Here is an 8503-nt window from a genome sequence, read left to right on the forward strand (position 1 = left end):
GTGGCGTGCTGCGGCATCGAAGGCGCGCAGGGCATTCAAAGGCAGGTGCATAAGCTATAAGTTTTTCTTGTGGGTTTTCTTGGTTTTCATCGTTGGTCAAGCGCGCGGGATGTCGGTAAATTTACGCCTGTCCACCGGATAACAACGAATTTTAAGGATTGAAAGCCATGTACAGAAGAAAGTTTTTCTTGACTATGGGTGCGGCCAGCCTGGTCGCCACTTCCGCGCGCGCCTGGGCCGCTGCGCCATCGGCAGACAAGGCGGCAGAGCGCCAGTTTGCCCAGGCCATGCAGGCCCTCGAGCGCGCAGTGGGCGGGCGCCTGGGCGTGTCGGCGCTGAACACCGTGACCGGCGCGGCGCTGGGCTGGCGCCAGAATGAGCGCTTTGCGATGTGCAGCACCTTCAAGATGCTGCTGGCCGCCCAGGTGCTCTCACGTGTGGATGCCGGCCAGGACCGGCTGGATGCCACGCTGACGTTTGACCGCTCGGTGCTGGTCGAGCATTCGCCGGTGACCGAGAAATTTGCCGGCAAGGCCCCGATGACGGTTGAGGCGCTGTGCGACGCCATCATGACGATCAGCGACAACGGCGCTGCGAACCTGCTGCTGGAGCGCGTGGGTGGCCCGGCCAGTTTTACCGCCTATATGCGCAGCTTGGGTGACCCGACCACGCGGCTGGACCGCATCGAGCCGGCGATGAGCGAATCCAAACCCGGCGATGTGGGCGATACGACCAGCCCGCTGGCGATGCTGAGCAGCATGCGCGCGCTGACCCTGGGCAAGGCCTTGAGCGCCGCCAACCGCGAAAGACTCGTCGGCTGGATGCAAGCCAATACGACGGGCGACCACTGCCTGCGCGCAGGTGCCCCGGGCTGGAAGGTGGCGGACAAGACCGGCTCGGGACCGGGCACCCGCAACGACATTGGCCTGCTGTGGGCGCCCGGTGCTGCGACGCCGATTCTGGTGACCAGCTACTTGACCGAGTGCAAGGCCGAGCCCAAGGCGCGTGATGCGGCACTGGCCCGGGTGGCCGCCGAGCTGGTGAAGCTTTGGGGCTAACTGGGGATTGAAAGGGGGGATGGATCGGGCGCTGATCGCCCCGCTTCAAACAGAACTGCCCCTTGTCAGGGGCAGTTTGGGTCAAGGGCGCTGCCGGCGCGGGCAGGGCCCCTTGGCGCGTTAGCGCCAGGCGATCACAGGTACTTGACCAGCACCTGGCTCTTGCGGCTCCAGTTGTACTTGGCCTTGCGCTGCTCGGGCAGCCAGTCCGGATCCACCGGCTGGAAGCCGCGCTTGAGGAACCAGTGCATCGTGCGGGTGGTGAGCACAAAAATGCTCTTGAGGCCCGTGGCGCGGGCGCGTTGCTCGATGCGCTTGAGCAGCTTTTCGCCGTCGCCCGTGCCCTGGCTTTGCGGCGATACGGTGACGGCAGCCATCTCGGCAGTGCCCGCTTCCGGGTAGGGGTAGAGGGCCGCGCAGCCGAAGATCACGCCATCGTGCTCGATGATGGTGTAGGCGGAGATATCACGCTCGATCTCGGTGCGGCTGCGCTTGACCAGGGTGCCGTCCTTCTCGAAAGGCTCGATCAGCTGCAAAATGCCGCCGACATCATCGGGCTTGGCCTCGCGCAGCTCTTCGAGGCGCTCATCAATCACCATGGTGCCGATGCCATCGTGCACATAGACTTCCAGCAGCAGCGCGCCGTCGGTCGCAAAGGGCAGGATGTGGCTGCGCTCCACGCCTTCCTTGCAGGCCTTGACGCAATGCTGCAGATAAAAACCGACATCGGTGGGCAAGGTGGCGGGCGGCAACTGGGCAAGCAGCTTTTGCGCCACATCCAGCGGCAGCTCGGTGTCGACCGGGTTGTCTTCTCCTTCGGGCTCCAGCGGGTTCAGGCGGATGCCGGCCACTTCGGTGAGAAACATCAGCTTGTCGGCTTTGAGCTCAATGGCCACGCGCGTGGCCACTTCTTCCATGCTGAGGTTGAAGGCCTCGCCCGTGGGCGAGAAGCCAAACGGCGAGACCAGTACCATCGCGCCCATGTCCAGGGTGCGGTGGATGCCGCCAACATCGACCTTGCGCACCAGGCCCGAATGCATGAAATCGACGCCATCGACAATGCCGACCGGGCGCGCGGTGACAAAGTTGCCCGAGATCACGCGCACCGTGGCGCCGGCCATCGGGGTATTGGGCAGGCCCTGGCTGAAGGCCGCTTCAATCTCGAAGCGCAGCTGGCCCGCGGCCTCCTGGGCGCAGTCGAGCGCCACCGAATCGGTCACCCGGATGCCATGCGAGTAACGCGGCGCATGGCCCTTGGCCGCCAGCTGCTCATTGACCTGGGGCCTAAAACCATGGACCAGCACGATCTTGACACCCAGCGCCTGGATCAAGGCCAGATCCTGGGCAATCGATTGCAGCTTGCCCGCTGCAATCGCCTCACCTGTCACGCCCACTACAAAAGTCTGGTTGCGAAACTTATGGATATAAGGCGCCACCGAGCGGAACCAGGGCACAAAGGTGAAATTGAATACAGCGGACATGGGGGTGGGGTGTGGGGGTATTTCCTAGAAGCACGCCAGATCGGCGGTTTGCGGCTGCCGCTATTGTTATACAAACATCGCGCGCCTGCATGCAGTTGGCTGCAGATTTGACCTCAGCGCCATGGGAAAAATCCATCAGTGCTGCGCTGTCCATTTTGGCTGGCGCGAAGTGGAGGTTTCGCAATCACAAACGGCGCAGGTGTGGGCAAACCGGCGCGCCGGGCCGATGATGGCGGTTTTGCAAAAAATAGCCTGGAGACAAGCATGACCACCACCATCAACCGCCGCCAGCTGCTGGCGCTGGGCGCAGCGCCCCTGGCCGCCGGCCTGCCTTTGCTGCATACGGGGGCTGCGCATGCGGCCGACTATCCCAGCAAGCAGGTGAAATTCATCGTTCCCTTCCCGCCCGGCGGCCCGGTTGATACGACGGCGCGGGCTTTTGTGCCGCCGCTGGGCCAGCTCTGGGGCCAGGGCACGTTTATCGACAACCGTGCTGGCGGCGGCGGCATCATTGGCGCGGAGATGGCGTCGCGCCAACCGGCCGACGGCTACAGCCTGTTTGTCGGCGCAATCCACCATTCGGTCAACCCCTCGCTGCATCCCAAGCTGAGCTATGACATCCAGAAGGACTTTGTGCCGGTGAGCTTTGCGGCCATGTTCCCGGTGTTCCTGGTGGTCAACCCCAGCGTGCCTGCCAAGAATGTGCAGGAGCTGATCGCGCTGGCCAAAAAGCCGGGCAGCAACCTGGCCTTTGCATCGTCGGGCAATGGCGGCGGCACGCACCTGGCCGGGGAGCTGTTCAACATGCATGCCGGCACCAAGCTCTTGCACATTCCCTACAAGGGCAGCGCCCCGGCGATGACCGATGTGCTCGGCGGCCAGGTGGCGATGATGTTCAGCGACGCGCCCACCGCCATCGGCCATATCAAGAGCGGCAAGGTCCGCGTGCTGGGCGTTGCCAGCCCCAAGCGCTCGGCGCTGATGCCCGAGGTGCCCACCATTGCCGAGCAGGGCTTGCCTGGCTATGAGGCCTATTCCTGGGCGGCGCTGTTTGCGCCGGCGGGCACGCCCAAGGAGATCGTTGCCAAGGTCAATGCCGATTTCAACCAGGTGATGCGCGCCCAGGAAGTGCGCCAGCGCCTCTATGTGGCGGGCGCCGAGGCCGACCCCGGCACGCCCGAGGAGATGGCGCAGCGCCTGCAGTCGGAGATCGACAAATGGGCGCGGGTGGTCAAGGCCGCGCAGATCCGCATCGATTGAGCGGGAGGCTGCGCGGCTTGATGCGCTCGGTGGTGCAGGCATGCACAATGGAGGGATCTTGTACTTGCAGACCCCCTCTATGGACCTGATCTCTGGCAGCGCCGACCCCCATTTCCAACCGGTGGCGCTGGAAAAAGCCTACCGCCTGCTCAACCACGGCCCCACGGTGCTCGTGTCCGCCGCCCATGGCGGCGAGCGCAATGTGATGGCCGCCGCCTGGGCCTGCGCGCTGGACTTCACACCGCCCAAGGTGACCGTGGTGCTGGACAAGGCCACGCGCACCCGCGCGCTGGTCGAGGCCAGCGGCCGCTTTGCGCTGCAGCTGCCCACCGTGCCCATCGCCGCCTTGACGGTGGAGCTGGGCACGATCAGCGCGCTGCAGCAGCCGGGCAAGCTCGCCCAATCGGGTGTGCAGCTGTTTGATGCCCCCGGTCAGCAGACGCCCTTGGTCGCTGGCTGCGCCGCCTGGCTGGAGTGCCGCCTGCTGCCCGAGCCGCACAACCAGCACAGCTATGACCTGTTCATTGGCGAGGTCACCGGCGCCTGGGCCGATGACCGGGTGTTCCGGGAGGGCCACTGGCATTTCGAGACTGCGCCGCAAGACCTGCGCACTTTGCACTATGTGGCAGGCGGCCATTTCTATGCGATTGGGGAGGCGATTGATGTGCCCGCGCCCAAGGCTTGATCGCGCACCTGGCTGCATCCGCACCGGCTTTGGCGCTGGGTCGGCCTGATGTTTCCGATCTTCCTGGCCATCCTGGCGGTCGGCCTGGCCCTGCTGGGTTGGCGCACCCTGCGCAAACGCCGCCAGCTGCGCTTTTTGCAGCAATACCGCTTGGATGCCGCCTACCGCAAGGCGCTCTGGCGTGACTACCCGCATCTGAATGACGCGAGCCTGGCGCAGGCCGAAGAGGCGCTGCGCCAGTTTTTTATCATGCACTGGCTCTCTCCCCGCGCGCAGCTGCAGATGCCCTCACGCCTGGCCGATATGCTCTGGCATGCCTTTATTCTGGATACGCGGCGCTACCAGCAGTTTTGCCAGCAGGCCTTTGGCCATATGTTTCACCACCTGCCCGCGCAGGCCGCCAGCGCTGGGCCATCAAAGAACCAGGCAGCAGCGATGCAGCCGAGCTGGAATGCGGCGATGCATACCCGGCGCTATATGGTGGGCGCACTGCTGGGGGGCATACCGCTGCTGTTTGCGCTCGATGCCGCAGCCGCGATTGACGACGGCTGGCTGTACCCGCCGGAGTTGCTGGGCCAATGGGCCAGCGCATTTGCTGCAGCGCTCGGCGCCGGGGCGGCGGGCAGCAGTACTGATAACAGTACTAGCGCCAGCAGCGACAGCGGCAGCCACCGTGGCGACAGCAGCGCTGGCGATAGCTCCGATGTGGCGAGCAGCAGCACGAGCGCGTACAGCGATGGCGGCGCGTCCAGCTGCAGCGGCAGCAGTTGCGGCGGAAGCAGCTGCGGGGGCGGCAGCAGCGATTGAGTGGCAAAGCCTGCTTGGGCCCAAGGCGTTGTTGCGGCATCGCAACCGGTGGGGGCCTGCTGCGGGGATAATGCTGCCCCTATGTCGCTCAAGATTACGTTTCCCGAATCCCTGCCAGTTTCCGCCCGCCGTGATGAAATCATGGAGGCCATGGACCGCCACCAGGTCATCATCGTCTGCGGCGAGACCGGATCGGGCAAAACCACCCAGCTGCCCAAGATTGCACTGGCCCTGGGCCGCGGCAAGGTCAATGCCACCCCCAATGACAAGGGCGAGGTGCGCGGCCATTTGATCGGCCACACGCAGCCCCGCCGGATTGCGGCCAGCAGCGTGGCCAAGCGCATTGCCGAAGAGCTGCAGACGCCGCTGGGCGATGTGGTGGGCTACAAGGTGCGTTTTCAGGACCGTTTGTCCAAGGACGCCTCGGTCAAGCTGATGACTGACGGTATCTTGCTGGCCGAGACCCAGACCGACCCGCTGCTCAAGCAATACGACACCTTGATCATCGATGAGGCCCATGAGCGCAGCCTCAATATCGACTTTTTGCTGGGCTATCTGCGCCAGCTCCTGCCCAAGCGCCCGGATCTGAAAGTGGTGGTGACCTCGGCCACCATCGATGCCGACCGCTTTGCCAAGCACTTTGCCGGCCCGCAAGGCCCGGCGCCGGTGATCATGGTCTCGGGCCGCACCTTCCCGGTGGAGATGCGCTACCGGCCCTTTGAAGATGCCAAGGACTACGACCTCAACGATGCGATTGCCGATGGCGTCGATGAGTTGTGGACCGGCGGGGCTGGCGGCGACATTCTGATATTTCTGCCTGGCGAGCGCGAGATCCGCGAGGCGGCCGACCATCTGCGCAAGCACCTGCAGCACTCACCGGTGCTGCGCAATGCCGAGGTGCTGCCGCTCTTCTCGCGCCTGTCGCAGGCCGAGCAGGACCGCATCTTTGAAGGCCATACCGGCCGGCGCATCGTGCTGGCCACCAATGTGGCCGAGACCTCGCTCACCGTGCCCGGCATCCGCTATGTGATCGATGCCGGCACGGCCCGGGTCAAGCGCTATTCCTTCCGCAGCAAGGTCGAGCAGCTGCTGGTCGAGCCCGTCAGCCAGGCGGCGGCCAACCAGCGTGCTGGCCGGTGCGGGCGCGTGGCCAACGGTATCTGCATACGTCTCTATGACGAGGCCGATTTCCAGTCGCGCAGCCCCTTTACCGATCCGGAAATTCTGCGCTCGTCCTTGGCCGGCGTCATCCTGCGCATGAAGGCCTTGCGCCTGGGCGATGTGGTGAATTTTCCGTTTCTCGAAGCACCGTCGGGCCGCGCCATTGCCGACGGCTACCAACTGCTCGCCGAGCTGGGCGCGGTCGATGAGCAGGGCGAGCTGCTGCCGATGGGCCAGGCCTTGTCGCGCCTGCCGCTGGACCCGCGCGTGGCGCGCATGATTGTCGAAGCGCGCGAGCGCGGCGCGCTGGCCGAGGTGCTGGTGATTGCCTCGGCGCTGAGCGTGCAGGATGTGCGCGACCGCCCATTGGAAGCGCAGCAGCAGGCCGACCAGCAGCATGCCAAGTTTGACGACGAAAAAAGCGAGTTCAGCGGCTACCTGCGCCTGTGGAAATGGCTGCAGGATGCGCGTGGCGGCAAGGTGGTGGCCAAGAGCCGCAAGGACATGGCGCAGCAAGCAGCCCCGGCCAAGGGCCAGGCGATAGGGCGCAATGCCGCCTTTTTGCCGGTGGCCCAGCGCAGCACCGGTGCGGCTGCATCGGTGGAGTCCGCCGCGCCGCTGGCTGCTTTCACACCGCAGGACAGCGTGTTGGTGGATGAGGCCAGCCACAAGCTCAGCAACCGCCAGTGGGAGCAGCTGCTGCGCCAGAACTTCATCAATATCCGCCGCGTGCGCGAGTGGCGTGACATCCATTCGCAGTTGCTGACGGTGGTCAAGGAGCAGCGCTGGCCGATGAATGAGGAGGCCGCTGGCTATGAGGCCGTGCATCTGTCGATGCTCTCGGGCCTCTTGGGCAATATCGGCTTCAAGACCGAGGAGGGCGATGGCTACCTGGGCGCGCGGGGCATCCGCTTCCACCCGCACCCCGGTGCGCACCTGTCCAAAAAACCCGGCCGCTGGATTGTGGCGGCCGAGCTGGTCGAGACCTCGCGCCTCTACGGGCGCGGCATTGCCGCCATCGAGCCCCAGTGGCTCGAGCAGGTGGGCGCGCATCTGCTGCGCAAGCAGTTGCTGGATCCGCACTGGGAGAAAAAGCAGGGCGAAGTGGCTGCCTATGAGCGCGCTACCCTGTATGGCCTCGTGGTCTACAGCCAGCGCCGCATCAGCTACGGCAAGATCGACCCGCAAGGCGCGCGCGATATCTTTATCCGCCAGGCGCTGGTTGAGGGCGACTGGGAGACGCGCCTGCCGTTCTTGCAGGCCAACCAGAAGCTGATTGCCAAGGTCGAGGAGCTGGAGCACAAGAGCCGCCGCCAGGATGTGCTGGTGGACGATGCGCTGATCTATGCGTTCTACGACCAGCAGATTCCGCAGGATATCTGCACCGGCCGGGCGCTCGAGCGCTGGGTCAAGGACGAGAGCGCGCGCAACCCCGATCTGCTGCGCCTCTCGCGTGATGAGCTGATGCGCCATGAGGCCGCCGGCATCACGACGGCGGCCTTTCCCAAGACCATCAAGATGGGCGGGGTCGATTGCACGGCCAGCTACCTGCACCAGCCCGGGGACCCGCGTGACGGCGTGACCGTGACGGTGCCGCTCTTTGTGCTCAACCAGGTGAGCGAGGAACGCGCTGAATGGCTGGTGCCGGGCATGCTCAAGGACAAGATCCAGGCCTTGCTCAAAAGCCTGCCCCAGCGCCCGCGCAGCCGCTTTGTGCCACTGGCTGAAAACGCCCAGCGCCTGGCCGAGCTGCTGGGCAGCGCCGAGCGCTTTGGTGCCGGCAGCCTGGTCGAGGTGCTGCTCAAGCAGGCACGCGACGAGACCTCGCTGGACATCAAGCGGGCCGACTTCAAGCTCGACATGCTCAGCCCCCATCTGTTCATGAACTTCCGCATCAGCGACGAGCATGGCCGCCAGCTGGGCCAGGGCCGCAACCTGGGCGCCCTGAAGGCCCAGTGGGGCGCCAAGGCCCGTGGCGCCTTCCAGGCGCTGGCCGAGCTCAAGATCGCGCCGCAGGCCGATGGTGCTGCAGCGCCGGCGCAGGCGCCTGC

The 8503-nt window shown here is 65.2% G+C and carries 6 protein-coding genes; 5 read left to right on the top strand and 1 reads right to left on the bottom strand.

What is annotated here, in order from left to right:
• Positions 1–167 precede the first annotated feature (167 nt).
• Positions 168–1058, top strand: a complete 891-nt coding sequence (gene bla / locus H928_RS0108160) for a class A beta-lactamase (RefSeq protein WP_027010697.1) — start codon at positions 168–170, stop codon at positions 1056–1058.
• Between the two features lie 134 nt (positions 1059–1192).
• Here the strand turns inward: bla and argA are convergent, their stop codons facing one another.
• Positions 1193–2539, bottom strand: coding sequence for an amino-acid N-acetyltransferase (gene argA / locus H928_RS0108165; protein ID WP_021026037.1), 1347 nt, complete (start codon positions 2537–2539; stop codon positions 1193–1195).
• A gap of 264 nt (positions 2540–2803) precedes the next feature.
• On the opposite strand from argA, the gene H928_RS0108170 reads away from it, so the two are divergent.
• The 4 genes from H928_RS0108170 to hrpA all read left to right on the top strand — a co-directional run.
• Positions 2804–3799 carry a tripartite tricarboxylate transporter substrate binding protein gene (locus H928_RS0108170; protein ID WP_027010698.1) on the top strand — a complete coding sequence of 332 codons (996 nt, stop codon included), beginning with the start codon at positions 2804–2806 and terminating at the stop codon, positions 3797–3799.
• Positions 3800–3878: 79 nt separating this feature from the next.
• Entirely contained in the window at positions 3879–4484 is a 606-nt protein-coding gene (locus tag H928_RS0108175; RefSeq protein WP_021026039.1) for a flavin reductase family protein, read from the top strand.
• Between the two features lie 48 nt (positions 4485–4532).
• Positions 4533–5291 (top strand): hypothetical protein, encoded by a 759-nt coding sequence (locus H928_RS0108180; protein WP_021026040.1) that lies wholly within the window; start codon positions 4533–4535, stop codon positions 5289–5291.
• An 81-nt stretch (positions 5292–5372) separates the two neighbouring features.
• Positions 5373–8503: ATP-dependent RNA helicase HrpA (gene hrpA, locus H928_RS0108185; protein WP_021026041.1), on the top strand; the 3131-nt coding region annotated here is incomplete at its 3' end.

Origin of the sequence: Comamonas sp. B-9 (genome assembly GCF_000410635.1) — a bacterium.
Classification (GTDB): domain Bacteria; phylum Pseudomonadota; class Gammaproteobacteria; order Burkholderiales; family Burkholderiaceae_C; genus Comamonas.

Excerpts from the sequence above, each read along its gene's own strand:
- bla (WP_027010697.1), top strand. The coding sequence starts at position 168 with ATGTACAGAAGAAAGTTTTTCTTGACTATGGGTGCGGCCAGCCTGGTC.
- argA (WP_021026037.1), bottom strand. The coding sequence starts at position 2,539 with ATGTCCGCTGTATTCAATTTCACCTTTGTGCCCTGGTTCCGCTCGGTG.
- H928_RS0108170 (WP_027010698.1), top strand. The coding sequence starts at position 2,804 with ATGACCACCACCATCAACCGCCGCCAGCTGCTGGCGCTGGGCGCAGCG.
- H928_RS0108175 (WP_021026039.1), top strand. The coding sequence starts at position 3,879 with ATGGACCTGATCTCTGGCAGCGCCGACCCCCATTTCCAACCGGTGGCG.
- H928_RS0108180 (WP_021026040.1), top strand. The coding sequence starts at position 4,533 with ATGTTTCCGATCTTCCTGGCCATCCTGGCGGTCGGCCTGGCCCTGCTG.